Raw genomic sequence first — 26623 nt, forward strand, 5'->3', positions numbered from 1 at the left:
CTTGCGGTGAGGAGAGGTGTTACGAGCGGCCGTAACGCTTGTGGACGGCCTGGCGGCTCACGCCCAGGGCGAGGGCGATCAATTGCCAGGAGGCATTCTGGTTGCGTGCCCGTCGCACAGCGACCGCTTCGACGCGATCGAGCTCTGAATGAAGTTTAGCGATCGCCCGCAGGGCCGTGTACGGATCGTCGGATCCGGCCTCGGCTGCGAGAGTTCCTATCGTTCCTGCGCTCATGACGTCAACCTTAGTTGACGTCAGCAGGGTCGTCAACCCAGGTTGACGACTCTCGGCGTCGGCGTACCCGATTATGCTGGTGGCCTATCCGTTTCAAAGGAGCGCTCCATGGGTTCGATCATCGGTGACATCCTCACCAGTGCGCTCGGTATCGCTCTCAGTCCGATCCCGGTGCTTGCGGTCATCACGCTCGTGCTGTCGCCGAAGGGCAACGCGGCCGGGCTCGGTTTCCTCGGCGGCTGGCTGCTCGGCGTCATCGTTCCCGTGCTCGTCATCACCCTCCTGACCGGACTGCTTCCGGAGAGCGAGCCGGGCAACTCCCGCCCGGTGGCCGGGACGATCCTGCTGCTGCTCGGCGTCCTTCTGCTGTACCTCGTCGTCGGTGAATGGCGAGCGCGGCCGCAGCCAGGCAAGGCGCCCGTTCTTCCGCGCTGGGTGGCTGCCCTCGACTCGATGACGGTTCCCCAGGGCCTCGCTCTCGGGTCCGGGCTCGCTGCCGCATCTCCGAAGAACCTGGCGCTGGGCGTCGCCGCCGGAATCACGATCGGTGGCGCCGATTTCGGACTGCGCGAGGGCATCCTTGTCCTGCTCATCTTCGTGCTCATCGCGGCGTCGTCGATGCTCGTGGTCGTCGTCGGCGGCATGGCGGCGATCGAAGGCATCGGGCGCCCGCTCACCGAACTGCGTGACTGGCTCGGCCGGAACAGTGCCACCATCCACACCGTTCTGTACCTCGTGCTCGGCACGGCCCTCATCGGCGGAGGCATCAGCGCGTACTAGCGCCCGCGCTGCTCTGCGCCTGCGCCGCTGTGCGCCTGCGCCGCTGTGCGCCTGCGCCGCTGTGCGCCTGCGCCGCTGTGCGCCTGCGCCGCTGTGCGCCTGCGCCGCTGTGCGCCTGACTCCAAATTCAGGAGATTCTGCCGACACGCGGCATGAGAGCGCTCGCAGGTCGGCGTGTCGCGAGTTTCTCCTGAATTTGGAGTGGCGTTCGCTCAGATTTACTGCATGGTGGTGCATGTTCGTGCGGTCGGTCTGCGCGCCGAGTTCTCGATCAACGGGTTCGTCCTCACGCTGAGGTGGGGCTTGCGCTGACCCGCGGTCAGCGCAGCAGATGACGCAGACGAACGGATGCCGCTGCTCCCGGCGGCATACTGGTCACGGAGCGGTCGCGCATGCGGCCCCGGGTCGATGAGGAGGCCGGATGAGACGGGGCACGAACGTCCACGCCCTCGGCGGGTTCAATCAGACGGTGGTCCTCGACACCATTCGACGTACCCGCGACGGGCTCAGTCGGGTCGAAATCGCGCAACAGACCGGCCTCAGCGCCCAGACGGTCTCGAACGTCTCCCGCCGGCTGCTCGACTCCGGCATCATCGTCGAGGGCGGCCAGCAGATCAAGGGCGTCGGCAAGCCGCGCACCATCCTCCAACTGGATCCGACCGGATGCTTCGCCATCGGTGTTCACATCGATCCGGCGGTCATCACATACGTCATGCTCGACCTCGATGGGCGCGTCGTTGCCCGCTCGTCGACCAGGACACCCTCCGACGTGCGACCGGAGCGGGTGATCGACGAGATGAGCGAATCCGTCGAAAATCTCATCGTCAGCTCAGCGGTCGAGCGGGAGCGCATCCTCGGCGTCGGGATCGCCGCCCCCGGCCCGGTCGACCTCGACCGCGGAGTGGTACTCGACCCTCCGCTGCTCGAGGGCTGGCACGTGGTCGCGCTGCGCAACGCGCTCGCCGAGGCGACGGGACTGCTCGTTCTGCTCGAGAAAGATGTGACGGCGGCCGCCGTGGCGGAACTCTGGACGAGCAAGGCCCACGAACGCGACGACTTCATGTTCTTCTACTACGGCACCGGAGTCGGTGTCGGCCTCGCGCTCGGCCACGAGGTGGTCCGGGGCGCGACCAAGAACTCGGGCGACGCCGGCCACATCATCGTGGACCCTGGCGGCGCGGTCTGTTCATGCGGCCGGCGCGGCTGTCTCGGCGACGCGATCATGCCGAAGCGTCTGGTCGAACTCGCTCTCGAACGCGGGGTGCTCGCCCCGACCGAGAGGGAGGCCCCTGATGTTGACGGCGCCCTGGTCGAGCTTGCCGAGCGCGCAGCCGCGGGGGACGAGGGCGCTGCCCGCATCTTCCAGAACCTCGCCGAGTGTGTCGCTGTAGCCGTCGTGACCATCGCGAACCTGCTCGACCTCGACCGGGTCGTGTTCGGTGGGCCGTACTGGGCGCCCGTCTCGCGACTGGTCATGGCCCGGCTGCCCGATCTCATCAACTCCTCGCCCGCCCTCGTCACCACGCATCCGGTGGCTATCGCCGAATCGACCGCAGGCGACGACGTCGCTGCAGTCGGCGCGGCATGTCTTGTGCTCGACAATGTCCTGTCGCCACGGCCGTCGGCGCTCCTGATCTCCGGCTGACCATCCCACCCCATCCGGGGGGATCCGGAAAATGCTTGACATTAATAAATCCATGCGATTTATTTATACGTGCACGCGACCGCCGACATCGACGTCGGGTCGGGGCGCGTTCGGAATCAAAGGAGAATCCGTGAAAATCTCGCGCCCAGCAACGGTCGCTGTCGCCGCCACCGTGCTCATCATCGTCAGCCCGCTCGCTCCGGCGACAGCGAAGTCCGGCGGTCACGCCGGACACGGGGAGCAGAACACCGCACACCGCGCCGCCGCCTCCCTCACGGCGATGGAGACGTACCTCGCCACCGACGACGGCTCTGGTCTCTACCACGAGCAGTTCCCTCAGGAAGCGGGGGACAACCCGTACTCGTACGAGTGGCCGTTCTCGCAGGCGCACATCGCCATCGCCGACCTCGCCAACCTCCCCGGTGCCATCGGCCGCTCCTACGATGACGACCTGGCCGTCGCTGCGGCAGCACAGGAGCACTACTGGGATGCCGACGGTGGAACGACCGGCCTCCCCGGGTACGCGTCATACCCGGTAGGCGAGTACGGCGAGGGCGGTGACTACTTCTACGACGATAATCTCTGGGTCGGCCTGCTCGACGTTCAGCGGTACCTCACTGACGGCGACGATGCGGCTCTCGACCGCGCCGAACAGATCTGGGATCTCACCGTCTCCGGCTGGGACACGGATGAAAGCCACACGAACCCCGGCGGAGTGTTCTGGACTCAGGCGCCGTGGAGCACCGACCGCAACACGGTGTCGACCATGCCGGCCGCTCAACTCGGGCTGCGTCTGCACCAGATCACCGGTGAGCAGGAGTATCTGGACTGGGCTCTCCGGATGTACGAGTGGACCAACGACCACCTGCAGCGCCCCGACGGTCTGTACTGGGACCACATGGGCCTCGACGGAACACTCGAAACGACGGTCTGGTCATACAACCAGGGTGTGCCGATCGGCGTGAACACGCTCCTTTACGAGGTGACAGGCGACCAGCGCTACCTTGACGAGGCGACCCGGATCGCCGACGCGGCATCCGTGTTCTACGCGTTCGACGGTCGGCTGGAGGCGCAACCCGCGTTCTTCAACTCGATCTACTTCAAGAACCTGCTGCTGCTCGAGTCCGTGACCGGCGGGTCAAGCGCCCGCCAGGCGATGAAGGAGTACGGCGACCACGTGTGGACCACGCAGCGGGACGCGGGGACCGGCCTGTTCTCGTTCGACGGTGAGACGACACAGCTGCTCGATCAGGCCGCGATGGTCCAGATCTACGCCGTGCTCGGCTGGGCCCCGAGCCAGTACCGCCACCTCTACTGATCCTTATCCATTCGGCACGACCCCGTTCACCGGCATCGACGCCGGTGCGGCGGCCCATCACAGGAGAACCGATGAAGAAATCATTGTTCACGATCGCCGCGGTCAGCACAGTCGCTGCTCTCGCTCTCACCGGTTGCTCGGCGGGTGACGCCGCTGGCGAGAGCACGACCATCAAGGTGGCGTACCAGAAGTTCGGGAACTTCACCCAGCTCGACGACCACATGAAGGACGTCAAGGAGGCATTCGAAGCAGAGAACGACGGACTCACCGTCGAACTCGTGCCGATCGAGGCCCAGCAGAACGACTACTTCACCAAGCTCGCGCTGATGAACCAGTCGGCGGCGACCGCACCGGATGTCATGTACGAGGACACGTTCATGGTGCAATCGGACGCGGATGCGGGATTCCTCGCGCCCCTCGACGAATATACGGCCGAGTGGTCGGACTGGGACATGTTCTATGACAATGCGAAAGAGGCCGGGGTGGGAAGCGACGGCAAGACGTATGGCATCCCGATGGGAACGGACACTCGTGCCCTGTGGTACAACAAGGATCTGTTCGGGCAGGCCGGGCTCCCCGTGCCGTGGGAGCCGAAGACCTGGGCCGAGGTGCTCGACGCCGCCGAGACGATCAAGTCGGAACTGCCGGATGTGATTCCGCTCAACGTCTATTCGGGCAAGGCGCAGGGTGAAGCCGCAGCCATGCAGGGCTTCGAGATGCTGCTGTACGGCACCGATGACACCCTCTACGACACCGAGGAAAAGAAGTGGGTGACGGGCTCGCAAGGCTTCGAGGACGCACTCACCTTCATCGAGGATCTGTACCAGGGCGGTCTCGGCCCAACACCGGAGCAGGCTCTCGACAAGAACGTCGGCACGATCGTCTCGAACGAGTGGTTCCCCCAGGGCAAGCTCGCCATCAGCCTCGACGGTTCCTGGCAGAGCGGCACCTGGCTCGAAAGCGGAACGTCACCCTGGCCCGAATGGAACGACGTACTCGGACAGGCTCCGATGCCCACACAGAACGGTCAGGAGCCGGGCGCGACGAGCATGTCGGGCGGGTGGACTCTCGCGATGGGATCCGGATCCACCAACAAGGACGCCGCATGGGACTTCATCGCCATGGCACTCAACAAGGACAACTCGCAGGCGTACGATGTGGCTGCCAGCCAGATCGCCGTGCGCAGCGATGTCTCAGAAGATCCGGAGTACCAGGAAGCCAACCCGACATTCGGGTTCTTCTCCGAGATCGTCGAGGTGACGAACTTCCGCCCGGCCACGAGTGACTACGGCAAGATCTCCAACGAGATCACCGTGGCAATGGAAGCGGTGATGACCGGCCAGCAGAGCCCGGCGGATGCCGCCGCGACCTATGACAAGGCGGTCGTCGGGATCGTGGGCGAAGACGACACGACGAGTTCCGAGTAGTACCGTGGCCACGCTCATTCCGGCGCGGCAGACGGAACGACCCGGGCGGGGCAGCGATCCCCGTCCGGGCCGGCCCAGGAGAACCGCGCGTCGTTCGGTGATCCGGAGCATCCCCCTGCTGCCAGCCATCGTCCTCCTCACGATCTTTCTGCTCGGTCCGGTGATCAGCTCGTTCTACGGATCCCTGACCGACGCCTCCCTCTCCGGCGCCGCAGCGCAGAACCCCACGTTCGTCGGCTTCGACAACTACCTCGAGTTGTTCGCCGACCCCGACTTCCCCAAATCGGTCATCCTGACCCTCGTCTTCCTGATCGCATCGGCGATCATCGGGCAGAACATCCTCGGCCTGGGCCTCGCCATCCTGATGCGCTCGTCGAACCGACTGGTGCGTGGCATGGTCGGAACCTTCGTGGTCACCGCGTGGGTGCTGCCCGAAATCGTCGCGTCCTTCGCCGCGTACGCGTTCTTCAACGACACCGGAACGCTCAACAGCATGCTCGGCGGCATCGGGATCGACGGGCCGAACTGGCTCTACAGCTTTCCGATGATCTCGGTCATCCTCGCGAACATCTGGCGCGGAACAGCCTTCTCCATGCTCGTCTACTCGGCGGCGCTGCAGGACGTGCCGACGGAGATCACCGAATCGGCCGAGGTCGACGGAGCCCGCGGCTGGCAAAGGCTTGCCTTCATCACGCTGCCGATGATTCGGAGGAGCATTTCGACGAACCTCATGCTCACGACGCTGCAAACGCTGTCGGTGTTCACCCTCATCTTCGTGATGACCGGTGGAGGGCCAGGCACCGACAGTTCCACCCTCCCGATCCTCGCCTACCAGGAAGCCTTCAAGTTCGGTGAGCTCGGCTTCGGCACGGCGATCGCCACGATCCTGCTGCTCGTCGGCGCGGCGTTCTCGCTCGCCTATATCCGGGCCCTCAAACCGGAGGTGGACTGATCATGGGACTGACCTCACCGAGCAGGCGCAGCCTGCGTGTCGTCTCGAACGGCGTGCTCGTGCTCATCACGATCGCATTCGCCCTTCCGCTGGTCTGGCTGGTGCTGGCATCCGTCGACACAACGGCCACCCTCTCCATCGCCCTGCCCGACCGGTTCTCGCTACAGAACTTCGTCGACGTGATGACGCCGGAGACTGCGTTCATTCCGCTGCTGAACTCACTGGTGCTGTCTGCCGGATGCGCGATCATCACCGTGGTCGTCGCCGTTCTCGCCGCATACCCGTTGTCGCGATATCGAATGCGGATCAACAAACCGTTCCTCTACGGCGTGCTGTTCGGCACCTGCCTGCCGATCACCGCGATGATGGTGCCCGTTTACAGCCTGTTCGTGGCATTCAACCTCATCGATTCGACAGCGGGAACCATCCTGTTCCTCGCCGCGACGAGCCTGCCGATGGCGATCTACATGACGAAGAACTTCATGGACGGCGTTCCGATCAGCCTCGAGGAGGCAGCCTGGATGGACGGTGCGTCGATGATGTCGACGCTCACCCGGATCGTCGTACCGCTGATGCGGCCTGGCATCGCCGTGGTGTTCATCTTCGTGTTCATCGGGGCATGGGGGAACTTCTTCGTGCCGTTCGTTCTGCTGCTGTCGCCAGACAAGCAGCCGGCTGCTGTGAGCATCTTCTCGTTCTTCGGGCAGTACGGCACGGTCGCATACGGGCAGCTTGCCGCTTTCTCTCTGCTCTACTCCGTGCCGGTGATCGGCCTGTATGTGCTCGTCTCGCGCCTCCTCGGCGGTTCGTCGGCCCTCGCCGGCGCCGTCAAAGGCTGATTTTCCGCAACCGCTGCAACCTAGGAGCACCCATGCACCACAATTCCACCCTGGTCCGTGCCCGGATCGAACGATTCATCGAGGAGCGCGTGCGCCCCGCCCTCTACCGCGACACCGTCGCGCTCGAGGTGCGGGCGTGGGAGGTCCCCGACGAACCGGTACCGTTCACGGATGCTGTCGGTCAGGACTTCGAGGCGTTCTCGACCGGGCAGACCTGGGGAAAACCGTGGGGAACGACATGGTTCCACGTCACCGGCACGGTCCCCGCTGCCTGGGCCGACCTGATTGACGACGGCTTCGACGGCCGGGTCGAACTGGTGGTCGACCTCGGTTTTCTCTCCGGTCAGCCCGGATTCCAGGCCGAAGGACTCGTCTTCAACCCCGACGGTCGGATTCTCAAGGCCATCGAGCCGTTCAACCACTATGTGCCGCTCACTGCTGGGCCGGGCGAGACGATCGATCTCTTCATCGAGGCGGCATCCAACCCGGATGTCGGGAGCGACTGGAACTACCGTCCGACGCCGGTCGGTGACCAGGCGACGGCGGGCACGGAGCCGATCTATCGGCTCCGCCGCATCGACGTCGGTCTGCTCGACCGGGCCGTGTGGGAACTCGACCGTGACCTGTGGACGCTCACTGGCCTCGTCGACGAGCTGAGCCCCGCCCTTCCGCGACACGCCGAAATCCTGCGGGCGCTGGAGAACGTCGTCGACGGCATGGACCCCGACCACATCAGCGCGACAGCGGCGCAGGGCCGCGCGCTCCTCGCAACCGTTCTCGCGCAGCCGGCGTATGCGAGCGCCCACCGGGTGATCGCCGTCGGCCACGCGCACATCGACTCGGCCTGGCTGTGGCCGCTCCGAGAGACCATCCGCAAGTGTGCGCGCACCTTCTCCAACGTGCTCGATCTGATGGACCAGGATCCCGACTTCGTCTTCGCCTGCTCGTCAGCGCAGCAGTATGCCTGGATGAAGGAGCACTACCCCGACGTGTTCGAACGGATCCGCGTCCGAGCGCTCGAAGGACGGTTCGTTCCGGTCGGCGGCATGTGGGTCGAATCCGACACCAACATGCCAGGCGGTGAGGCGCTCGCGCGGCAGCTGCTCGCCGGCAAGACCTTCTTCATGCGGGAATTCGGGATCGAGCCACTCGAGGTGTGGCTGCCCGACTCATTCGGCTACACCGGAGCGCTTCCGCAGATCGTGACGGCGGCCGGGTCGCGGTATTTCCTCACCCAGAAGACCAGCTGGAACGAGACGAACCTCATGCCGCACCACACGTTCTCGTGGGAGGGCATCGACGGGTCGCGGGTGTTCACCCACTTCCCACCCGTCGACACCTACAACTCGGTGCTCTCGGGTGCTGAACTCGCGAGGGCCGAGCGTCAGTACTCTGAAAAAGGATCATCCAACTTGTCTCTGGTGCCGTTCGGCTACGGAAACGGCGGAGGCGGCCCGACCCGCGAGATGCTGGCAGCCGCGGGTCGACTGCAATCACTCGAAGGCTCGCCGACGGTCGAGCTCGCGTCGCCGCTCGCCTTCTTCGAGGAGGCCGAAAGCGATTATCCGAATCCGCCGGTGTGGTCGGGGGAGCTCTACCTGGAGTTCCATCGTGGCACCTACACGTCGCAGGCCAAGACGAAGGCGGGGAACCGCAGGAGCGAGCACCTGCTCCGAGAGGCTGAACTGTGGGCGGCGACGGCTGCGGTGCGTGCCGGCGCGGGATACCCGCACGAGCGCCTGGCGGAGGCGTGGCAGACCGTGCTGTTGCTGCAGTTCCACGACATCCTGCCCGGCAGCTCGATCGCCTGGGTCCACCAGCAGGCGGAGGCCAGCTATGCCGCCCTGGCCGGGGAACTCGAGGCGCTCATCGCGGACGCCATCGGAGCTCTGAACGATCCGTCCGATGCGGGGGAGCCGGTCGGCTTCAACGCGTCGCCGTTCGCCGTCTCCGGAGTGCCGCCGCTCGCGGCCGGGCCGGTCGTGTCGGGTGGTTCCGTCACCGCGGATGCCACGGACGGCGGCTTCGTGCTGCGGAACGGCGTGATCAGTGTCACGATCGATGCTCGGGGTCTCATCACCTCGCTGCTGTCCGAGGTGACCGGCCGTGAGGCGGTTCCGGCCGGGCAGCCAGGCAACCTGCTGCAACTGTTCCGCGACACCCCGACACAGTGGGATGCCTGGGATCTCGACGACCACTACCAGCGCTCGGGGACCGACCTCGTCGACGTCGAGTCCGTGGAGCTTGTCGAATCGGCGGGCGACCGGGCGGCCGTGCGGGTCGTTCGGCGGTTCGGTACATCGACGATCGAGCAGGTCCTGTCATTGCAGGGGAACGCGTCAGCGGTCGACATCGTGTCAACCGTCGACTGGCACGAACGGCAGAAGCTGCTCAAGCTTGCGTTCCCGCTGGACGTGCACGCCGACCGGGCGGCATCCGAAATCCAGTTCGGCCACATCCACCGCCCGACGCATTCGAACACGTCGTGGGATGCCGCGCGCTTCGAGACCTGCGCCCACCGCTGGGTACACGTCGGGGAGCCCGGCTTCGGGGTGACGGTCGCGAACGATTCCACCTACGGTCACGACATCACCCGCAAGGCCGACCCGAACGGCGGAACATTCACCCTGGTCAGGCAGTCGCTGCTGCGGGCGCCCGTGTTTCCCGATCCCACGGCGGATCAGGGCAGGCACGTTCTGCGCACGTCGGTGAAGATCGGGGAGGACATTCTTGACGCCGCCGACGAGGGTTACCGTCTCAACCTGCCTCTGCGCATCGTCGAGGGTGCGGCCGCTGTCGAGCCGCTCGTCGTCAGCTCGACGCCGTCGATCGTGATCGAATCGGTCAAGCTCGCCGAGGACCGTTCAGGGGATCTCGTCGTGCGCCTGTACGAGGCGCGCGGGGCGCGGGCTTCGGGGCGGGTCATCGTGGATGCCGGGGTCGACCGGATTGTCGAAACCGATCTGCTCGAGCGTGAACTCGCCGACCCGCCGGCGCTGGCGGCGGTCGACGGGGCGACGGCTGAGCTGCGGCTGCGGCCGTTCCAGATCGTGACGCTGCGGGTGGCGTTGGCCTGACACGTGCGGAGGCTCGTCGGCGTCCCTTCAGGCCGGTTCTGAGGGTCCTGACCCGAGGCTCCTGGCTCTGCGGCTCCTGGCTCTGCGGCTGCTGACTTTGAGGCTGCTGATGAGGCTGAACCGAGCATGGGCAGGGCGTCACAGTCAGCAAGTGGCTACAAATTCAGGAGATTCTGCCGACACGCCGCATGAGAGCGCTCGCAGGTCGGCGTGTCGCGAGTTTCTCCTGAATTTGGAGCGGTGACGACAACGCACGCGAGCGAGCGGGTCGGATGCGCTGTCGCTATCGGCTGTGCGACAGGTGGTCGCCACGCTCGACGGCAGCAAAGATCGTCGCGGCGACGGTCGGCCAGTCGAACAGGATCTGGCGGTAGCTGAATCGCAGGATGATGAACCCGACGCCACTCAGAGTGGCGCCACGAGCGTGATCAGCCTCGAAACGGTCGTCGCCGTGAAACTGGATGCCATTGATCTCGACGGGCAGGCGGTCGCCGATGACGACATCCAACCGGAATGCGCTCAGCGCCCCGACCTGGATTCGGCACGCCAACCCGGCCAGCCGCAATCGCACCCGGAAGATGCTTTCCGGGAAGCTCTCGGCACGCGCATCGACAAGATCGGCCAGCGGGTGGAAGCGTTCCGGCCAGGTCGCGATGAGCGCGGCCAGCGTCGCGGTGGTGATCTTCTTGCGGTACAGCGCGGAATCGAAGATGGCGACCGCATAGTCGAGGGGCATGCAGCCGGCGATCTGGCGCAGCGCGAGGTGGAGGCTCAACACGAGCGTGTGTCGGGAAACGCCGTCGAGACGGTTCCAGTGCAAGGTGGCCGTGCGGTCGACCGCGGGCGCGAACCGGCGATGCTTGTCTGCCGGTGTCCTCAGTCGCGAGGCACCCGGGGGCACCCAGACGTGCAGGGGGTCGCCGGGTGGCGTCGCCAGCCCGTGGTGACCGGCCGCGCTGACGCAGCCGAGGCATCCGCCCAGCCTCACCGCCCGGATCACGTCCGGGTCTACGGTGGGCAGCGCATACCAACCCTGCATCGGACGGAACAGCGTTCCGCGCCCGACGGCCGTGGAGAGGGCGGATGCCGGTACGCCGAACGCCAGGACTCTCTGCTTCTGTGCGACGCCGCCCAGCCTGCGGACCGCTTCTTGTGGATCGACCATCCACACACGATGGCGCTGCCCGCTCTTCCTCGGGTCCCGAGGCGCGAACGGGGGAGAGCAGGTGGCGGATACCGTTCCTGTGGAGGGAGGCGACAAGACCTCCACATTCAGGAGATCTGCCGCGACACGCCGTCCCGGCCCGCCCGGGCTGCGGCGTGTCGCGAGAATCTCCTGAATTTGGAGTCTTCTCCTGAATTTGGAATCTTCTCCTGAATTTGGAGTCTCCTCCTGAATTTGGAGTCGTCGGAAGGAGGAAGGAGGAAGGAGGAAGGAGGCAGGAGGCAAGCAGGGATCGACGCGGAGCGCGCCGGGACGGCCCGCGCAGAAAACGGATGACGGCGCCGCGCAGAAAACGGATGACGGCGCCGCGCAGAAAACGGATGACGGCGCCCGCAGAAAACGGATGCCGTCCCGCGCGAAAGCAGGACGGCATCCGTTCAGTGGGAGCGACAGAACCTAGCGGTTGATGTCGACATCCTTGGTTTCTTTACCGATGATCAGCGCGATGAGCGTGATGAGGCCCATCGACGCGAGGTAGACACCGACGAGGACGGGGCTTCCGTCAGCCATCGCCCAGAGCCAGACCGCGATGAACGGGGCGACTGCGGCACCGAGGATCGACGACACGTTGTACGAGATACCCGAACCGGTGTAGCGCACGTTGGTCGGGAACAGCTCAGGCAGCAGCGCACCCATCGGGCCGAACGTCATGCCCATGAGGCTGAATCCGATGATGAGCCAGGCCATCACACCGATGAAGCCTGCGCCGAGCAGTGGCACCCAGAGCAGACCGAACACGATGATGCCCGAGGTGACGATGATGAGTGTCTTGCGACGACCGAACTTGTCAGCCCACGGGCCCGAGAGCAGCGTGAAGATTCCGAAGAACACGACACCGGCGATGAGCATCAGCACGAAGGTGCTGTAGCTGTAGCCGAGTCCCGGCTGGGCGCCGTCTTCGGGCTCGATCGGCGCGCGACCATAGCTCAGAGAGAAGGTCGTCATCAGGTAGAACAGCACGTAGGTGGCGAGCATGAAGAAGGTGCCGAGGATGAGTTCGCGCCAGTTGCTCTTGAACACGAGCTTGAGCGGGAGCTTGACGACCTTGCCGGCCTTCACCGTGTTGGTGAACGTCTCACTCTCGACAAGCCTGAGGCGCACCCAGAGGCCGACGATGACCATTACGGCCGAGAACAGGAACGGGATGCGCCAGCCCCAGTCGAGGAACGCGTCGGAGGGACGCGACGGGTCGTCGGACGGCAGCAGGAACGCGATGAGAAGGAACAGGCCGTTGGCGATGATGAAGCCGATGGGGGCACCGAGCTGGGGGAAGGTTCCGTACCAGGCGCGCTTGCCCTCTGGTGCGTTCTCGGTGGCGACTAGAGCGGCACCGCTCCACTCGCCGCCGAGCGCAAAGCCCTGCGCGAGGCGGAGGATCACGAGCAGCAGCGGCGCGAACCAGCCGATGACGAGATAGGTGGGGAGCAGGCCGATGAGGAATGTGGCGATACCCATCGTGAGCAGCGCGGCGACGAGGGTCGTCTTGCGACCCACCTTGTCGCCGAGGTGGCCGAAGAAGACGGCGCCGAGCGGGCGGGCAACCATGGCCGCGCCGAAGATGGCGAACGACGACAGCAGCGCCGTTGTCGGGTCCCCGGTGGGGAAGAAGAGGTAGGGGAAGACCAGCACGGCCGCCGTCGCGTAGACGTAGAAGTCATAGAACTCGATGGTCGTCCCGATGAGGGAGGCGAGAATGACCCGTGACTTCGGGTTGGCCGGGACCGTGGGGGTGGTGGTGGCTGAGAGTGACATGGCGCTTTCTGGATGAACAAACCGAGAACACCGTCGGAGGCCGCTGGCCGGTCGCGTCTGCCACCCCGAAGGCGAGAAAAATGTGTGTGCCCGCTTGTGACGGACCAACACACCTTACGCCGGATTCACAGCTCAGCGAAAAACGGCGCGGATCAGCCGCGCAGGTCCCTCAGCACCACAGCGGTCGCCACGGCTGCTTCAGCGGCTTCGCGTCCCTTGTCTTCCTTTGATCCGGGGAGCCCTGCACGGTCGAGTCCCTGCTGTTCGTCGTCGAGTGTCAGTACCCCGAAACCCACCGGTTTGCCGGTTTGGATCGTGACGTGCGTGAGGCCGGAGGTCGCGGCATCCGACACGTACTCGAAGTGGGGCGTGCCACCGCGGATGATGACGCCGAGTGCGACGACGGCGTCTGCGCCGGCTTCGAGGGCCGCCTTCGCCGCAACCGGGAGCTCGAAGCTGCCTGGCACGCGCACGAGCCGGTGGGATGCCCCCGATTCGTTCAGTGCGCTGGTGGCCCCGGCGATCAGCCCGTTCGTGATCTCGTCATGCCAGGTTCCGGCGATGACGACGATGTCGAGGCCGGTGCCGTCGACGCGAATGTTCGGTGAACCCTGACCGCTCATGATGTAGCCCTGCTTTCCTGGCCTGCGGCCGTAATTGCTGTTGCGGTGAACTCGTGACCCATCCGGTCACGTTTGGTTTCGAGGTACGACTCGTTGAACGCCCCGACGCCGACGACGAGGGGCACGCGTTCGCGCACGCTCACGCCGTACTCCTCGAGCTGGCGGACCTTTTCCAGGTTGTTCGTGAGCAGGCGGATGCTGGTGAGCCCGAGATCCTGCAGGATACCGGTCGCCGCGAGGTAGTTGCGTGCGTCGGCGGGGAGGCCGAGCGCCAGGTTGGCGTCGAGGGTGTCGAGGCCCTCGTCCTGCAACCGGTACGCCCGGAGCTTGTTGATCAGGCCGATGCCCCGTCCCTCGTGTCCGCGGAGGTAGATCACGACGCCGCCGTGGCGTTGCACGGCGACGAGCGCGGCGTTGAGTTGCGGCCCGCATTCGCACTTGAGCGAGCCGAATGCCTCACCGGTGAGGCATTCCGAGTGGACGCGGACGACGGCATCCGACCCGTGGATGTCTCCGGCGATGATGGCGACGTGGTCAGCACCGGTGTTGCGGTCGCGGTACGCGCGCACGGTGAACGTGCCGTGCGTCGTGGGAATGTTCGTCTCCACTTCGAATACGACGGGGGAGGACTGCGCGATGTCGTCGACGGTCCCGCGCTTCCCTGAACAGGCCTTCGACGCTTCGGGGTGTTCGTTGATGTACGCGATGAGCGCCGCGATGGTGATCACGGGGAGGCCGTCGCGCTCACCCAGGGAGATAAGCCCCGGCAACCGCATCATGTCACCGCTGTCGTCCACGACCTCGCAGATCGCCCCGACCGGGTTCAGCCCGGCCAGTTTCATGAGGTCGACGGCTGCTTCGGTGTGACCGGGGCGCTGCCGGACGCCCCCGTCGACCGCGCGGAGGGGAACGATGTGGCCCGGGCGGATGAGCTGGGACGGCACGGCCCCTGCCGCTCCGAGCGTCCGCAGGGTGTGCGCGCGATCGGCCGCACTGATACCGGTCGTGATGCGATCGGCGGCGTCGACGGTGATCGTATAGGCGGTGTGACGCAGATCCTGGCTGTCGCTCACCATGATGGGCAGTTCGAGCCGGTCGGCGATTTCGTTCGTCATCGGCGCGCAGATGTACCCGCTGGTGTTGCGCACGGTCCAGGCGATCCAGTCGCGTGTGGCGAGTTCGGCCGACAGGATGACGTCGCCTTCGTTTTCGCGACCTTCATCGTCGGCGACGAGCACCGGTTTACCCTGTCGCAGCGCATCGAGCGCCTCGGGAATCGTGGCGAGGCTCATGAGTCGCTCCTTCCTGCACCGGATGCCGCCGGCGTCCGGTCCTGCGCTGACCGTACCGCGAACATCCGTTCGACGTGCCTGGCCAGGATGTCGGTTTCGATGTTGACGCGGTCGCCGACGGTCTTCTGGCCGAGGGTCGTCGCCGCGAGGGTTTCGGGGATGAGGGACACGTCGAACCACTGTTGTGGCTCGTCTGCTGGCGAGACGGCGCTGACCGTGAGTGAGATCCCGTCGACTGCGATCGAGCCCTTGTCTGTCACGAGGGCGGCGAGGGCGGGTGCGAGGCTGAAACGCACGACCCGCCAGGCGCTGCCGTCGGAGAGAGCGAGGATCTCGGCGGTCCCGTCGATGTGGCCCTGGACGATGTGTCCGCCGAGGCGGTCGCCGACCTCGGCTGCGCGTTCGAGATTCACCCGACGACCGGGGGCGACGTCGTCGAGCGTCGACATCGCCAGGGTCTGCGCCATGACGTCGACCGTGAAGGAGTCGGCGGTCTGATCCACCACCGTGAGGCACACGCCCGAGACCGAGATCGAATCGCCATGACGGGCCCCGGTGACGGCGAGAGGTCCGCGAACGGTGATCCTGGCGGCGTCCGCTGCGCGGTCGACGCGCGTGATCTCGCCGATCTCTTCGATGATTCCTGTGAACATGTCAGGCGTGTCCTTTCGGGTGGGCGACGATCAGCAGATCGTCACCCAGGGTGTGGACGTCGTCGACGGTGAGCCGCCGCGCGTCGGAGATCGAGCCGACGCCGATGTCGGTGAGAGCGGTGTGCGGGCCGCCGAGCAGCACGGGCGCGATGTAGACGAGGTATTCGTCCACGAGACCGGCGGTGAGGAACGAGCTGATCAGGGCCGGCCCGCCCTCGAGGAACAGCGAGCGGATGCCCAGGGCGTGGAGGCCGACAAGGTCGGCCGCCAGGTCGTCGCCAGGGAGGTGCACGAGGGCATGCGGGTGGTGCCGGACAGCAGCGGAATCTGGAATCTCACGGTGGCCGAACACGACCGGAACCGGTTGGGTCGGGTACAGCTCTCCGGATGACGTGCGGGCGGTGAGCGAGGGGTCGTCGCTCAGGAGCGTTCCGGTTCCGACCCCGATGGCATCCGCAGCAGCCCGCCTGGCGTGGACGTCGGCCCGGGCGTCAGGGCCGGTCACCCACTGGCTGGTTCCGTCGGCTGCGGCCGCCCGGCCGTCGAGGCTCTGCGCCCACTTCGCCGTCACGATCGGGCGGCCGAGTCTGGCGGTTGTGAGCCAGTCGCCGAGGAGCGCCTCACCCTCGGAGCGGAGCACGCCGGAGGAAACGTCTACCCCGGCGGAGCGAAGCCGGTCGGCACCTCCTCGGGAACGCTGGCCGGGATCGTCGACGGAGTAGACCACCCGCGAGACACCAGCGTCGAGAAGTGCCTGGGCGCACGGCCCGGTCCTGCCGGTGTGGTTGCACGGTTCCAGCGTGACGACCGCCGTCGACCCGGCCGCAGCGCCTGGCCCGAGCTGCGACAGGGCATCGGTCTCGGCGTGCGCGGTTCCGGCTCCACGGTGCCAGCCCTCGGCGAGCACGGTGCCGTCTGCTGCGAGGATCACGCAACCGACCTGCGGGTTGACGCCTCTGGCTGGGCCCCGGCGGGCCAGCTCGAGACCGCGGCGCATGGCGTCGACGATCACGTCGGCATGCAGGGCGACTGCCCGTGCCTCGTTCGTCTCGCTCGCACCCATCGGATCTCTTCTCGTCGTGGAACGAGCTCCGGGGTATCGCGGCGGCGCGTGCACCGTCGACGACCGCGCGACAGGCATCCGAGAATGCTGTCACACGCGTGCTGCCTCCCATCCGGACTCGAGCTGCCTGGCTTTTCGCCATGCAACCCATAACCGTCGGTACCGGAATTACACCGGTTCAATCGTGGGCATTGCTGCACACGACTCGCGGACTGTTACCGCCGGTTCGGACTCTCACCGACCCCGGAGCACGTTTCGTGATCTCTATCGTAGGCTCAACGCGTCGAGGCGTGCAGTATTCCGGCGATTTGTGACGTGCAGGCCAGGTGGTGCGTCAGGATGCGGCGAGGATCTTGCGGGCCGTACCCGAATCGACGATGAGGTCGGTGACCAGCCCGGCGGCGAGTGCCCCGCGAAGACTTTGCAGCTTGCTCTCACCGGACACGACGCACGCCCGGCGGGCGATCCCGCGCAGGACGTCGAGGCCAGGACCGCTCGACCGCTCGTTGAGAGGGATCTCATCGGTCGATCCGTCTTCGCGATAGAACACGGTGGCGATGTCGCCGACGGCTCCGGTCGAGCGCAGCTGCGCGAAGTCATCGTCGTCGAGGTAACCGCCGATGTACACGTGGCTCGGCACGCCGGCGAACGGCGACCCCAGCCCGAACACGATGACGTCGAGGGTCTTCTGCATCTCGACCACACGACTGATGCTGCGCTCTCGCCACAGCGCCGCTTTCGTCGCTGGGTCGTCGAAGACCGCAGGTACCGGAAACTGCTGCACCGTAGCGCTGAACGCGGAGCCGAATCGCTGCAGGATCTCGCTCGCATAGAGGATGCCCGTTGTGCGCGGGTTTGCTGCGCCGTTGAGCTGCACGATGGTCGAGTTGTGGGTGGCCTTCGACAGGAGGTGGCGGGAGAGTGCGCTCATCGTCGAGCCCCACGCGACGCCCATCGACATGTTCGAGTCGAAGAACCCTCCGAGAATTCGTGCAGCAGACAGGGCGACCCGGTCGAGTCTCTCGACATCGCTCGTGTGGTCCGGCACAGGAACCACATGAGCGGTCACTCCGAACGCGGCGCGGATGTCGCCCTCGAGCTGGCGTGGCATGTCGAGTGGGGAGCGCACCTGGATCTCCACCAGACCGGTTTCGCGGGCGTGGCCGAGGAGCCGCGAGACCGAGGAACGCGATGTGTGCAGTTCGTGCGCGATGGCATCCATCGTCAGATCCTGCAGGTAGTAGAGCTGGGCTGCCGTGAGGGCGTCCCGGGTCTTCGGGCTGATCTGTGCGGCTTTGGACGGGTTCATCGCGACTCCTTGCACGTTTGTGCATCGGGTTTGCACGTTGGTGAATATACCCCAAGGATCGAAGAACACGAGAACATCAGGCGAACGGATGCCGGGACCAGGTCCCGCAGCAGGCGTCGCCAGTCAGGAGCACGGGCAATGCAGCAGAACGCACCGCAGTCAGGAAACCGTCGGGCAGCCGTCGAGAACCTCACGAGCAATCCCAGCGCCCGAGTCCTCGTCATCGGCGGCGGCATCAACGGGCTCGCCGTCTTCCGCGACCTGGCGTTGCAGGGTGTCGACGTGGCACTCGTGGAGCGCGGCGACTACTGCTCGGGTGCTTCGGCTGCTTCGAGCCACATGATCCACGGCGGCATCCGCTATCTCGAGAACGGTGAGTTCCGGCTGGTCAAGGAGTCCGTCACCGAGCGCAACGGCCTGCTCAAGATCGCGCCGCACTACGTGAAGCCGCTCGAGACCACCGTTCCGATCTTCTCCACCTTCTCAGGCATTGTGTCTGCCCCGCTCCGTTTCCTGACCCACAAGTCCGGCAAGCCGCAGGAGCGCGGCGCCCTTCTCATCAAGGTCGGACTCGTGCTCTACGACTCCTTCTCGCGAGACGGCGGTTCGGTTCCCCGTCACCGCTTCTTCGGTCGCAAGAAGGCGCTCGCCGCCCTGCCGCAGCTCAACAGCGACCTCAAGTACACGGCCACCTACTTCGACGCCTCCGTCCACGACCCTGAGCGGCTCGCCCTCGACGTGCTCCGTGACGGACTCGACGCCGGCCCGCACGCCCGTGCGGCGAACTACGTCGAGGCGGTCGGCTTCGACGACGGCGGCGTCCGGCTGCACGACCGTGAGACCGGTGAGGAGTTCGCCTTCGCTGCCGACGTGGTGATCAATGCGTCAGGGCCGTGGACCGACCTCACCAACAGCGCGCTCGGGCAGTCGAGCGCACTCATGGGTGGGACCAAGGGATCGCACATCGTTCTCGACAACGCCGACCTCCTCGCCGCGACCGGCGGCCGCGAGATCTTCTTCGAGCACGAGGACGGCCGGATCGTGCTGATCTACCCGCTCAAGGGCAAGGTCATGGTCGGCACAACAGACATCGACGCCGACCCGGCCGAGCCGGCGATCTGCACCGAAGACGAGGTCGACTACTTCTTCGACCTGGTCAAGCACGTGTTCCCCACCGTGCAGGTCGACCGCGCCGACATCGTCTACCGCTTCAGCGGCATCCGCCCCCTGCCGGGGCACGGCGACCTGGAACCCGGTTTCGTGTCGCGTGACTACCGCATCGTGCCCACCCCGCTCGGGTCAGGCACCATGCTCAGCCTGGTCGGCGGCAAATGGACGACGTTCAGGGCGCTCGCCGAGCACCTCTCGACCGAAGCACTCGAACTCCTGGGCCTCCCGCGCACGGTGCCCACCGTCGGACTTCCGATCGGTGGAGGCGCCGGGTACCCGTCGACGGATGCCGCACTCCAGGTGTGGCTGACCGACAACTCCCGTGAGGTGGGCATGGCCAGGGCGCTGCAGCTGCTCGAGCGTTACGGAACGCGTGCGACGGGGATCATCGAGGAGCTCGCGGAGGCCGGCGATACCCGGCTCCGGAACGCGCCGGACTACAGTGCGCAGGAGATCGTGCGGATCGTGCGCACCGAGAACGTCGTGCACCTGCTCGACCTGCTCCAGCGCCGGACGAGCATCGCGTTCACCGGGGGAGCGTCGAGCGCACTCCTCGACGAGCTCGCCGGCATCCTCTCCGATGCACTCGGCTGGTCGGCCGAACGCGCCGCGGACGAGGTGGCGACGACCGCCCACATTCTCTCCACCGTGCACGGCGTGCAGCTCGAACAGCCCGCCATGGGTGCTGCGGGCCGAAACAGGGAGTGAACTGGGCAATAACTGCACGCATTCTCACCGGACCCTCTTGTTTACCTCTGAGAAAGGTCGATACGTTTCAGGTGGGGGCCGAACGAAACCCGGCGGGGCCAGTCGTTTCCGCCGTGAAGAATAATTAGGAAGGTCAAAGAAGACATGGACTTAGCAACGATTTTTCTCTCGGAGACGGTCGGCACCGCAATGCTGTTCCTTCTCGGTGGCGGTGTCGTCGCCAACGTGGTGTTGGCGAAGACGAAGGGTTTCAATGGCGGCTGGCTGCTGATCAACTTCGGATGGGGCCTCGCGGTCTTCGCCGGTGTGACGGTTTCATACTCGTCAGGCGCGCACCTCAACCCGGCGGTGACTCTCGGCATCATCACCAGCGGCGCGGAGAACTTCGTCCCAGGGGTCGCCGTCGGTTTCCTCTCGGCGCTCCTCTACATCGTGGCTCAGATGCTCGGTGCGATCATCGGCGCGATCTTCGTGTTCCTCGCATACAAGCAGCACTTCGACGCCTCCGATGACGCCGGCGCCAAGCTCGCCGTCTTCTCAACCGGCCCAGCGATCCGCAGCTACGGCTGGAACCTCATCACCGAGATCATCGGCACCTTCGTGCTCGTCTTCGTGGTGCTCGGGTTCGGCCGTGTCGGCGACGCAGACACGAACTCGCCAGCCGGTCTCGCGGCCCTCGGTGCACTTCCGGTCGCCTTCCTCGTTGTGGCGATCGGTGCCTCACTCGGTGGGCCGACCGGATACGCCATCAACCCGGCACGTGACCTCGGCCCCCGCATCGCTCACGCACTGCTCCCGATCAAGGGCAAAGGCTCGAGCGACTGGAGCTACTCCTGGGTTCCCGTCGTCGGCCCGCTCATCGGTGGTGCTCTCGCCGGTCTCCTCGCCGGCGTCCTGCTGCCGATCGCCGGCTGACCCGTCCCAGACCTTCCGTTCCGACCAACAAAGGAGTTACACATCATGGCGGATTACGTCCTCGCAATCGACCAGGGAACGACCAGTTCCCGGGCCATCATCTTCGACAAGTCCGGATCGATCATCTCGACCGGCCAGCTGGAACACGAACAGATCTTCCCCAAGGCGGGCTGGGTCGAACACGATCCGGCAGAGATCTGGAACAACACGCGTGAGGTCATCGGGCAGGCGCTCTCCAAGGCCAACCTGACCAGGCACGACATCGCCGCGATCGGGATCACCAACCAGCGTGAAACCGCTGTCGTGTGGGACAAGACAACGGGCAAGGCCGTCTACAACGCCATCGTCTGGCAGGACACCCGCACTCAGTCGATCGTCGACCGGCTCGCGGCCGACGGCGGCGTCGAACGCTTCAAGCCGAAGGTCGGCCTCCCCCTCGCCACCTACTTCTCGGGAACCAAGATCGTCTGGATCCTCGAGAACGTCGATGGTGCACGCGAGAAGGCCGAAGCGGGCGACCTGCTGTTCGGAACCACAGACAGCTGGGTGCTGTGGAACCTCACCGGTGGAACGGACGGAGGCGTGCACGTCACCGACGTGACCAACGCCAGCCGCACGTTGTTCATGGATCTCGAGACCCTGCAGTGGGACGACGACATCCTCGCCGCATTCGACGTTCCGAAGTCGATGCTTCCTGAGATCAAGTCCTCCAGCGAGGTCTACGGCCACGCGCACACCTCGAGCCTCCTGCGTGAAACCCCGATCGCCGGCATCCTCGGTGACCAGCAGGCCGCCACGTTCGGCCAGGCGGCGTTCGACACCGGTGAGTCGAAGAACACCTACGGAACCGGCAACTTCCTCATCTTCAACACCGGTGAAGAGATCGTTCACTCCAAGAACGGACTGCTCACGACCCTCGGCTACAAGCTGGGCGACGCGAAGCCGCACTACGCGCTCGAGGGATCGATCGCCGTGACCGGCTCGCTCATCCAGTGGCTGCGTGACAACCTCGGCATCATCAATTCGGCCCCGGAGGTCGAGAAGCTCGCGACCACGGTCGACGACAACGGCGGGGTCTACATCGTCCCGGCGTTCTCGGGACTCTTCGCTCCGTACTGGCGCCCCGAGGCCCGCGGCGTCATGGTCGGGCTCACCCGGTTCGTGAACAAGGGGCACATCGCCCGTGCCGCTCTCGAAGCGACGGCGTTCCAGACCCGCGAGGTGATCGACGCTGTCAATGCTGACTCCGGTGTCGACCTGACCGAGCTCAAGGTCGACGGCGGCATGGTGGCCAACGACGCCCTCATGCAGTTCCAGGCCGACATCCTCAACGTGCCGGTCGTGCGACCGGTCGTTGCGGAGACCACGGCGCTCGGCGCGGCATACGCTGCCGGACTCGCTGTCGGCTTCTGGGCCAACCTCGACGACCTGCGCGGCAACTGGCAGGAAGACAAGCGCTGGGAGCCGTCGATGAGCGACGAAGACCGCGACCGCCAGATGCGGTTGTGGAAGAAAGCCGTCACTAAGTCGTTCGACTGGGTCGACGAAGACGTTCAGTAGTCTCACCCTGGCGACGGGCCTGTTCTCTTCGGAGGGCGGGCCCGTTGTCGTGTGGGTTCGCGTCGCGGTCGTTGTGCGCCGCCCCGCTGTGCCTGCCGCATCCGTGCTGCACTAGTGTGTCGATGCTGCAGTTGCAACTGCAGCATCGACACAAAGGTGCAGCACCGGGCGGGAGCGTGCTCCTGAAAGTGCGGCATGGGCACGAAGATGCAGCAGGGCTGCGGCGGATGCCGACACCACCCGGCTACAGCTCGGCGAGGGTCGCGATCGTCCGAACTCCGGCGTCGCGCGCGAGGGCGATCGGGTCGGCATCCGATGCCCCGTGCCCGACCGCCCCGACCACGACGTCGTCGCCGAACCGGTTGAGCCAGACCCCCTCGAGGCCGGCGGATACCGCACCGACGGCGTCCGTCAGCAGCCGGTCACCCACGTAGAAGGCGTCGCCGGGGGCGACGTCGAAGAGCTCGCAGGCGTGGGCGAAGATGCGGGGGTCTGGCTTGGCGACTCCAACGGCACCAGAGGCGACCACGTGCTCGAAACGGTCGAGGAGGCCGGTACGCTCGAGCTTCACACGCTGGTAGTCCTGCTCGCCATTGGTGATGATCCCGAGTCGCCAGCCAGCGGCGGCGAGGCGATCCAGGCAGGGGAGGGCGTCATCGAACAGCTGCCACGAGTCGCGGTAGCTCTCGAAGTAACTGTCGAACCAGGCGTCGGCTTCGATGTCGGCGAGGGTGAGCCCATGGGCTGCCGCGAAATCCTGCGCGCGCCGGCGGCGCTGCACGGCGAAGCTCACCTCGCCGGAGAGATAGCGGTGGTAGTGACGGTCCTCGAGCTCGTGCCAGAGGGCGACCGAAGCCTCGCGGTCGGCGACGCGCAGTTCAGGGAGCCCGTCGACGTGGTCGAGGATGCCACGCGAGACGGCACCCCGGTGGTCGAGCAGGGTGTCGTCGAGGTCGAAGAGAGCGAGCCCCGTCACCGTGCCGACACCGTCAGCGCTTCGGACGGCCAGCCGGTCGCCGGCCCGGGCCGGTCGGATGCCGACAGCTCGGCGCGATGGCTCTCCGGGAACTCGCCGAACCGGCCGATCTCGCTCCGGCCGGTCCCGGTGTAGCGGAAACCGACGCGTTGAGCCACGAGCGCCGACCCCGAGTTGCCGACCATGGCCTCCCACAGGATCGTCCGGTTGGGAATGCCGTCGTTCACCGTCCACTGCCCGGTGAAGAACCAGTCGGTGACTGCGGCGACCGCTTCGGGCATATAGCCGTTGCCGCGCCAGGGTGCGCCGAGCCAGAACCCGACCATCGCCTGCGTCTCGTTCCAGTCGCGCAGCGAAAGGACGCCAAGGATGGTCGGCTCGTTCTGACGACGAAGCGCCCAGGTGAGTTCCGTGCCCGACTCCCAGCCCGGTCTCACGACCTTCGTCAGAAACCCTTCGGCGTCGGCCAGTCGGTACGGCTGAGGCACCGTGGTGTAGTGCTGGATCAGTTCGTCCTGGCAGTACGCGTAGATGTAGGGGATGTCGCTGTCGGTCGGCGCGTCGAGGATCAGTCGGTCGGTTTCAAGAGGCACAACATCCATGCCCCCAGACTACCGTCGGCTTTCTCAGGCACTGCCAGACGTGGTGCTGTCGCTGATCCCCGCAGAACGTCGGCTCGCGGTACTCGCGACGGTGCGCGGTCGACGTACCGTTGAGTCGTGCACCCTCGTCGCAAGTTCCCCACCGCAACGCCGTCACCGGCAGCACGCGCGCGGTACGCGAAGCGACGCACACAACGCCTCGCCCGCGTCGACAATGACCTCACCGCCTCACAGTGGGCCGAGCTTCTCGCCGCCTGGGGCGGGTGCGCGTACTGTCAGGCGAAGAGCACGGCGCTCCAGCGTGACTGCATCATGCCTGTCTCTCGGGGCGGCCGTTACACCCTCGAGAACGTGGTTCCTGCCTGCCCGTCCTGCAACGCGAGCAAACACAACAGCGAAGTCACGGGGTGGCTCCGACGCAAGAAGCTCGATGAGCGCTCGTTCCTGCTCCGTCACGCGACGATCCTGCCCACCCTTCTGCCCACCGACGAGACGTCCTCCGGGACCTCCGAGACCTCCTGAAGAGTCGAAGCCGCCCACCTGCTGTGAGCACCACGCCTACGCCCGCAGCAGGCCGATCCGGTCGTAGACGATGGCGAGTGTCTTCTCGGCGGCTTCGTTGGCCTTCGCGGCGTTCACAGCGAGGATCCGGTCGAGCTCGGCCGGGTCGTCGAGCAGTTCGAGGGTCCGAGCGCGCACCGGTTCGAATACGGCGTTGACGGCGTCGACGACGCCCTTCTTCAGGTCGCCGTAGCCGCGCCCTGCGTACTCGTCCACGATCGCATCGATGGTCCACCCAGACATCGCCGAGAAGATGGTGAGGAGGTTCGACACCCCCGGCTTCTCTTCCCGATCGAACCGGATGCTCGCATCGTCGTCGGTCACCGCGCGCATGATCTTCTTCGCGTTGACCTTGGGGTCGTCGAGCAGCTTGATGAGACCGGCTTCGCTCTCGGCCGATTTGGACATCTTCACCGTCGGGTGCTGCAGGTCGTAGATCTTCGCCGTTCCCTTGAGGATGACCGGCTCCGGCAGCACAAAAGTGTCGCCGAAGCGGCTGTTGAACCGGCCGACGAGGTCGCGGGTGAGCTCGAGGTGCTGGCGCTGATCTTCACCGACCGGCACGGCATTCGTCTGGTACAGCAGGATGTCTGCGGCCATGAGAACCGGGTAGGTGAAGAGTCCCACGGTCGTCGAGTCGGCACCGAAACGAGCCGACTTGTCCTTGAACTGTGTCATCCGACCGGCTTCGCCGAACCCGGTGATGTTGTTGAGGACCCACGACAACTGGGCGTGCGCCGGAACGTGGGATTGCACGAACAAGGCACTCTTCGCCGGGTCGATACCCGCTGCGATGTATTGCGCAGCCGTCGACCGAGTCCGGGCGCGCAGTTCGTCCGGGTTCGGCGAACTGGTCAGTGCGTGCAGGTCGACGACGCAGTAGTAGGCCTCGTATTCATCCTGCAGGGCGACCCATTGCTGGAGCGCTCCGACGTAATTGCCCAGGTGGAGCGAATCGTTGGATGGCTGCATTCCTGAGAACAGGACGGGTGTGGTCATGGGGGAATCCTTTTCGAGTCGCCGTGGCGGGCGACCCAGTGACGTTCGGCGAATGGGACGGAAGGCGGGAGCAGGTCAGAGAGCGTAGTCGACGACGACGGGAGCGTGATCCGACCATCGTTCCTCGTGGCTGGCTGCCCGGTCGACGCGGTAGGCGGAGACGGTTGCGGCGAGCTGGGGCGTGGCGACGTGATAGTCGAGACGCCAGCCGGTGCCGGTGTCGAACGCCCGGCCGCGCTGGGACCACCAGGTGTACGGCCCGTCGACCTCGCCCGCCCAGGTGCGTCCGATGTCGACCCAGCCCAGCCCGGGCGCGACGGAGCCGTCGACGCCGGTGACGGGTTCACCGTGTGGCCCGAAGAAGCGGTCGAAGTATGCCCGCTCCTGCGGGAGGAAACCGGCGTTCTTGACGTTGCCCTTCCAGTTCTTGATGTCGAGTTCGCGGTGCCCGACATTCAGATCACCGAGCACGACGGCGTAGTCGGAGTGGCTGGCGAGTTCGGGAAGACGCGAGGTCATGGCGTCGAGGAACGTGTACTTCTCCACCTGTTTGGGTGTGTCTGCCGCACCCGAGTGCACATAGGTCGAGACGACGGTGACGATCGATCCGTTCACTTCGTAGTCCGCTTCGAGCCAGCGACCGGCGCTGTCGAAGTCGTCCGGGCCGAGTTCCACCCGGTGGATGGATGCCGCGTTGCGGCTGAGCAGGGCGACACCCGCTCGTCCCTTGGCCGTCGCCGGGTCGTGCAGGATGTCCCATTCCGGCCCGAACAGGTTCTCGAGGTCCGTCGTCGCCGCCCGGACCTCCTGCAACGCCAGGATGTCGATGTTCGACGCAGCAAGCCAGTCGCCCATGCCCTTACGGAAGGCCGCTCGCACCCCGTTCGTGTTGACGGAAGCAATGCGGAGGGGTGCTGAGGACGACATGAAACCAGCTTAGAT

General features: G+C 65.9%; 23 protein-coding genes and 1 riboswitch. Of the genes, 11 read left to right on the forward strand and 12 right to left on the reverse strand.

Annotated elements, in window-relative coordinates; all coding sequences use genetic code 11:
• Positions 1-19 precede the first annotated feature (19 nt).
• Positions 20-235: a hypothetical protein gene (locus IWX78_RS12160; RefSeq protein ID WP_196833807.1), complete on the reverse strand. Its 216-nt coding sequence runs from the start codon at positions 233-235 to the stop codon at positions 20-22.
• A 108-nt stretch (positions 236-343) separates the two neighbouring features.
• Between IWX78_RS12160 and IWX78_RS12165 the strand changes: the two genes are divergently transcribed.
• From IWX78_RS12165 to IWX78_RS12195, 7 genes are all read left to right on the forward strand, one after another.
• Positions 344-1015 (forward strand): GAP family protein, encoded by a 672-nt coding sequence (locus tag IWX78_RS12165; RefSeq protein ID WP_196833808.1) that lies wholly within the window; start codon positions 344-346, stop codon positions 1013-1015.
• A gap of 421 nt (positions 1016-1436) precedes the next feature.
• Positions 1437-2660, forward strand: a complete 1224-nt coding sequence (locus IWX78_RS12170; RefSeq protein WP_196833809.1) for an ROK family protein — start codon at positions 1437-1439, stop codon at positions 2658-2660.
• 130 nt (positions 2661-2790) lie between these two features.
• Positions 2791-3978, forward strand: coding sequence for a glycoside hydrolase family 76 protein (locus IWX78_RS12175; protein ID WP_334684715.1), 1188 nt, complete (start codon positions 2791-2793; stop codon positions 3976-3978).
• Between the two features lie 71 nt (positions 3979-4049).
• On the forward strand, positions 4050-5405 hold the full coding sequence (locus tag IWX78_RS12180; protein WP_196833811.1) for an extracellular solute-binding protein: 1356 nt from the start codon (positions 4050-4052) through the stop codon (positions 5403-5405).
• A gap of 16 nt (positions 5406-5421) precedes the next feature.
• The gene (locus IWX78_RS12185; protein WP_442929254.1) at positions 5422-6357 is read left to right on the forward strand and encodes a carbohydrate ABC transporter permease; all 936 of its coding nucleotides are present in this window, start codon (positions 5422-5424) and stop codon (positions 6355-6357) included.
• A 2-nt stretch (positions 6358-6359) separates the two neighbouring features.
• Positions 6360-7196 (forward strand): carbohydrate ABC transporter permease, encoded by an 837-nt coding sequence (locus IWX78_RS12190; RefSeq protein ID WP_196833813.1) that lies wholly within the window; start codon positions 6360-6362, stop codon positions 7194-7196.
• 32 nt (positions 7197-7228) lie between these two features.
• Complete coding sequence (locus tag IWX78_RS12195) at positions 7229-10273, forward strand: alpha-mannosidase (RefSeq protein WP_196833814.1); 3045 nt, start codon at positions 7229-7231, stop codon at positions 10271-10273.
• 283 nt (positions 10274-10556) lie between these two features.
• On the opposite strand, the gene IWX78_RS12200 is transcribed toward IWX78_RS12195, so the two are convergent.
• The 7 genes from IWX78_RS12200 to IWX78_RS12230 form a co-directional block, all read right to left on the reverse strand.
• Positions 10557-11438: a DUF559 domain-containing protein gene (locus tag IWX78_RS12200; protein WP_196833815.1), complete on the reverse strand. Its 882-nt coding sequence runs from the start codon at positions 11436-11438 to the stop codon at positions 10557-10559.
• A gap of 456 nt (positions 11439-11894) precedes the next feature.
• Entirely contained in the window at positions 11895-13250 is a 1356-nt protein-coding gene (locus tag IWX78_RS12205; RefSeq protein ID WP_196833816.1) for an MFS transporter, read from the reverse strand.
• Positions 13251-13402: 152 nt separating this feature from the next.
• Positions 13403-13873, reverse strand: coding sequence for a 6,7-dimethyl-8-ribityllumazine synthase (ribH, locus tag IWX78_RS12210; protein ID WP_196833817.1), 471 nt, complete (start codon positions 13871-13873; stop codon positions 13403-13405).
• The gene (gene ribA, locus IWX78_RS12215) at positions 13870-15165 is read right to left on the reverse strand and encodes a GTP cyclohydrolase II (protein ID WP_196833818.1); all 1296 of its coding nucleotides are present in this window, start codon (positions 15163-15165) and stop codon (positions 13870-13872) included. The genes ribH and ribA overlap by 4 nt, the downstream gene beginning before the upstream one ends.
• A complete protein-coding gene (locus IWX78_RS12220) occupies positions 15162-15818 on the reverse strand; it encodes a riboflavin synthase (RefSeq protein WP_196833819.1) in 657 nt (218 codons plus the stop codon). Before IWX78_RS12220 ends, ribA begins: the two co-directional genes overlap by 4 nt.
• Position 15819: 1 nt before the next feature.
• A complete protein-coding gene (gene ribD / locus IWX78_RS12225; RefSeq protein WP_442929251.1) occupies positions 15820-16881 on the reverse strand; it encodes a bifunctional diaminohydroxyphosphoribosylaminopyrimidine deaminase/5-amino-6-(5-phosphoribosylamino)uracil reductase RibD in 1062 nt (353 codons plus the stop codon).
• Positions 16882-16975: 94 nt separating this feature from the next.
• Positions 16976-17137, reverse strand: a riboswitch (FMN riboswitch).
• A gap of 78 nt (positions 17138-17215) precedes the next feature.
• Positions 17216-18190: a sugar-binding transcriptional regulator gene (locus IWX78_RS12230; RefSeq protein WP_196833820.1), complete on the reverse strand. Its 975-nt coding sequence runs from the start codon at positions 18188-18190 to the stop codon at positions 17216-17218.
• Between the two features lie 138 nt (positions 18191-18328).
• On the opposite strand from IWX78_RS12230, the gene IWX78_RS12235 reads away from it, so the two are divergent.
• The 3 genes from IWX78_RS12235 to glpK all read left to right on the forward strand — a co-directional run bounded on the left by IWX78_RS12235 (position 18329) and on the right by glpK (position 22543).
• Positions 18329-20068 (forward strand): glycerol-3-phosphate dehydrogenase/oxidase, encoded by a 1740-nt coding sequence (locus IWX78_RS12235; protein ID WP_196833821.1) that lies wholly within the window; start codon positions 18329-18331, stop codon positions 20066-20068.
• Between the two features lie 144 nt (positions 20069-20212).
• Entirely contained in the window at positions 20213-20983 is a 771-nt protein-coding gene (locus IWX78_RS12240) for an MIP/aquaporin family protein (protein ID WP_196833822.1), read from the forward strand.
• A gap of 45 nt (positions 20984-21028) precedes the next feature.
• Positions 21029-22543, forward strand: coding sequence for a glycerol kinase GlpK (glpK, locus tag IWX78_RS12245; RefSeq protein ID WP_196833823.1), 1515 nt, complete (start codon positions 21029-21031; stop codon positions 22541-22543).
• A gap of 244 nt (positions 22544-22787) precedes the next feature.
• Here the strand turns inward: glpK and IWX78_RS12250 are convergent, their stop codons facing one another.
• A complete protein-coding gene (locus IWX78_RS12250; RefSeq protein ID WP_196833824.1) occupies positions 22788-23519 on the reverse strand; it encodes an HAD family hydrolase in 732 nt (243 codons plus the stop codon).
• Complete coding sequence (locus tag IWX78_RS12255) at positions 23516-24121, reverse strand: GNAT family N-acetyltransferase (RefSeq protein WP_196833825.1); 606 nt, start codon at positions 24119-24121, stop codon at positions 23516-23518. The genes IWX78_RS12250 and IWX78_RS12255 overlap by 4 nt, the downstream gene beginning before the upstream one ends.
• A gap of 117 nt (positions 24122-24238) precedes the next feature.
• On the opposite strand from IWX78_RS12255, the gene IWX78_RS12260 reads away from it, so the two are divergent.
• Positions 24239-24643: an HNH endonuclease gene (locus IWX78_RS12260; RefSeq protein WP_196833826.1), complete on the forward strand. Its 405-nt coding sequence runs from the start codon at positions 24239-24241 to the stop codon at positions 24641-24643.
• A 36-nt stretch (positions 24644-24679) separates the two neighbouring features.
• Here IWX78_RS12260 and trpS read toward each other — a convergent pair whose 3' ends face one another.
• A complete protein-coding gene (gene trpS / locus IWX78_RS12265) occupies positions 24680-25681 on the reverse strand; it encodes a tryptophan--tRNA ligase (RefSeq protein WP_196833827.1) in 1002 nt (333 codons plus the stop codon).
• 75 nt (positions 25682-25756) lie between these two features.
• Entirely contained in the window at positions 25757-26608 is an 852-nt protein-coding gene (locus tag IWX78_RS12270) for an exodeoxyribonuclease III (RefSeq protein WP_196833828.1), read from the reverse strand.
• Positions 26609-26623: the final 15 nt, after the last annotated feature.

Source organism: Mycetocola sp. CAN_C7 (assembly GCF_015752285.1).
Taxonomy (GTDB): domain Bacteria; phylum Actinomycetota; class Actinomycetes; order Actinomycetales; family Microbacteriaceae; genus Mycetocola_A.

Coding starts and splice junctions, on each gene's coding strand:
- IWX78_RS12235 (WP_196833821.1), top strand. CDS start 18,329: ATGCAGCAGAACGCACCGCAGTCAGGAAACCGTCGGGCAGCCGTCGAG.
- IWX78_RS12195 (WP_196833814.1), top strand. CDS start 7,229: ATGCACCACAATTCCACCCTGGTCCGTGCCCGGATCGAACGATTCATC.
- ribH (WP_196833817.1), bottom strand. CDS start 13,873: ATGAGCGGTCAGGGTTCACCGAACATTCGCGTCGACGGCACCGGCCTC.
- IWX78_RS12170 (WP_196833809.1), top strand. CDS start 1,437: ATGAGACGGGGCACGAACGTCCACGCCCTCGGCGGGTTCAATCAGACG.
- IWX78_RS12220 (WP_196833819.1), bottom strand. CDS start 15,818: ATGTTCACAGGAATCATCGAAGAGATCGGCGAGATCACGCGCGTCGAC.
- glpK (WP_196833823.1), top strand. CDS start 21,029: ATGGCGGATTACGTCCTCGCAATCGACCAGGGAACGACCAGTTCCCGG.
- IWX78_RS12160 (WP_196833807.1), bottom strand. CDS start 235: ATGAGCGCAGGAACGATAGGAACTCTCGCAGCCGAGGCCGGATCCGAC.
- IWX78_RS12270 (WP_196833828.1), bottom strand. CDS start 26,608: ATGTCGTCCTCAGCACCCCTCCGCATTGCTTCCGTCAACACGAACGGG.
- trpS (WP_196833827.1), bottom strand. CDS start 25,681: ATGACCACACCCGTCCTGTTCTCAGGAATGCAGCCATCCAACGATTCG.
- ribD (WP_442929251.1), bottom strand. CDS start 16,881: ATGGGTGCGAGCGAGACGAACGAGGCACGGGCAGTCGCCCTGCATGCC.
- IWX78_RS12190 (WP_196833813.1), top strand. CDS start 6,360: ATGGGACTGACCTCACCGAGCAGGCGCAGCCTGCGTGTCGTCTCGAAC.
- IWX78_RS12165 (WP_196833808.1), top strand. CDS start 344: ATGGGTTCGATCATCGGTGACATCCTCACCAGTGCGCTCGGTATCGCT.
- ribA (WP_196833818.1), bottom strand. CDS start 15,165: ATGAGCCTCGCCACGATTCCCGAGGCGCTCGATGCGCTGCGACAGGGT.
- IWX78_RS12230 (WP_196833820.1), bottom strand. CDS start 18,190: ATGAACCCGTCCAAAGCCGCACAGATCAGCCCGAAGACCCGGGACGCC.
- IWX78_RS12205 (WP_196833816.1), bottom strand. CDS start 13,250: ATGTCACTCTCAGCCACCACCACCCCCACGGTCCCGGCCAACCCGAAG.
- IWX78_RS12255 (WP_196833825.1), bottom strand. CDS start 24,121: ATGGATGTTGTGCCTCTTGAAACCGACCGACTGATCCTCGACGCGCCG.
- IWX78_RS12180 (WP_196833811.1), top strand. CDS start 4,050: ATGAAGAAATCATTGTTCACGATCGCCGCGGTCAGCACAGTCGCTGCT.
- IWX78_RS12200 (WP_196833815.1), bottom strand. CDS start 11,438: ATGGTCGATCCACAAGAAGCGGTCCGCAGGCTGGGCGGCGTCGCACAG.
- IWX78_RS12240 (WP_196833822.1), top strand. CDS start 20,213: ATGGACTTAGCAACGATTTTTCTCTCGGAGACGGTCGGCACCGCAATG.